This is a genomic window from Halanaerobium congolense, from assembly GCF_004366375.1.
Classification (GTDB): domain Bacteria; phylum Bacillota; class Halanaerobiia; order Halanaerobiales; family Halanaerobiaceae; genus Halanaerobium; species Halanaerobium congolense.
The window spans coordinates 1-1,497 of sequence record NZ_SOEF01000086.1; the positions used below are offsets into that span (position 1 = coordinate 1).

A 1,497-nucleotide genomic window follows, 5' to 3' on the forward strand; every position below is an offset into this window, starting at 1 on the left:
TAATCCCAATTATAAGGAGTTTTTCTATTTTAAGCAAGTATTTTCGTTAAAAACAGAACTTGACTTTTCTTAAATATTTTTATGCAATGCTAGTGATTTCTTTTATGATTCTGCTAATAAATATATTGTTTTATATTTTATTAATTGGAAATATGAGTGTATTAGAATATTTTTATTATATTTACATAAAATTTGAGTTTTTAACTTTATGGTTATTATTATCAATAGCTTTACATTTAGCAGCATTTAAAGATATTGATTTAAGTAAGTAAAGTAAAGAAAATAATAAAATGAAAACATAATTATTTTATCCAATATAAAATTAATGTCATATCTTTACAATGAATTCTCAAAGGAACCAAATATATATATTAAAAATAAAATTCACACCATTTCATGATAGAACACGGAAAAGAACTAATAATAAGAAAGTTATATAAGACCCACCTGATGAAGGATAATAATTTTTTTATATAATGGTTCACTGGCACTGACTAATTTTGTAGTTAAGTAATAAAATATATTTTCCCATTCGGGACAGGACTATTAGTATATCTCTTTCAAATGCTTAAACAAAAAATATAGATGATAGTTAAACGACTTGCCAATCTAAAGAACAGCCGCATCGTAAAAGTTAGAGACTTTATATTTAACTTTATAAGTTTAATTATTTAGAATAACGCAATAGTAGGAAAGGAGATTTCATGTTATCAGAAGCTATACTAAGATATATTGCAGAAGTATTTATTGGGGATCAAGAAGATTATTATCAATATAAGAGTGGGAATGTATTAGTTGATTTTTTCAATAATGAATTTGGGTTTAATGATAAATATGACAGTGGCTTTCCTTCAAGATGGTATTATACGAGTGAAAAAATAAAAGCCTTGATTGAAAGCGATGATATTAACGATTTCCTTACTAAAATATTAAGCACTAAGTTTATTCAAATAGAAAATAGAGTTACTGAAGTAGAAGCTGTAGAATTATCTGAACAAATAGTGAATGACTTTAACCGTGAACTTAAATTAGAAGATCATAAAATTAACAAGTTAGATTCAAAATATATTTTAGTAGAGATTAATTCAGACTTAAAATATATTGGTGAAGGTGGTTTTGCAGTCGTATATAAACAAATTTCAACAGGAATTATCATTAAAAAATTAAAAGAAGAGTTTCTTACAAATCGTGGAATACGTAGTAGATTTAAAAGAGAATTTAAAATCACAAAATCTTTGTCTAATGTTGAAGGTGTTATAGATATATATGACTTTAATAATGATGAATTCTCATATACTATGGAGGAAGCTGATATTACTCTTTATGATTATATAGTTAATAATGATATTGATAATGAAGAAAAGGTAGATATAATAAATAAAATATTAAATATAATTAAAGATGCTTTTGTCAAGCGAAAAATGTACCACCCTACCAATCGAATTGTGTACCACCTAGTTTAAAAAAGAGAAGGAGAAGAAAATACTCCTTCTGTAG

Annotated in this window: 1 protein-coding gene; it reads left to right on the forward strand. The window is 24.9% G+C overall.

All coding sequences use genetic code 11. From position 1 onward, the window contains the following. Positions 1-704: 704 nt before the first annotated feature. Positions 705-1,463, forward strand: a complete 759-nt coding sequence (locus tag C7954_RS13520; RefSeq protein ID WP_134060322.1) for a protein kinase family protein — start codon at positions 705-707, stop codon at positions 1,461-1,463. Positions 1,464-1,497: the final 34 nt, after the last annotated feature.